The organism is Cylindrospermopsis sp. CR12, from assembly GCF_001432185.1.
GTDB lineage: Bacteria > Cyanobacteriota > Cyanobacteriia > Cyanobacteriales > Nostocaceae > Raphidiopsis > Raphidiopsis raciborskii.
In genome coordinates, this window is sequence record NZ_LMVE01000072.1 from 1 (window position 1) to 262 (window position 262).

General features: G+C 31.3%; 1 protein-coding gene. It reads right to left on the reverse strand.

Annotated elements, in window-relative coordinates; genetic code table 11:
- Positions 1-203 (reverse strand): hypothetical protein (locus ASL19_RS17860; RefSeq protein WP_057178062.1); only part of this gene is annotated, 203 nt, incomplete at its 3' end.
- Positions 204-262 lie beyond the last annotated feature (59 nt).

The window sequence follows — 262 nt, forward strand, 5'->3', positions numbered from 1 at the left end:
TCCTGGTAATCTCTAAAATGAGAAGCAGTAGAATTAGCTATATGGATATCATCTAAATAAGATATGTAACTACGAATTACCCTATTATAGCTTCTTTTAGAGTGATTAGATTTACCATATAACCATTGATTAATAGCATTAGTAATAGAATCTTCTTTGGTAATTGTAGTAGAGGGGTTAGACAAGACATAGATGGTAGACAATGGAAAAAACTCCTTTCTGAACTACTGATAATTACTCTTATCTTACTTTCACTCCCTCT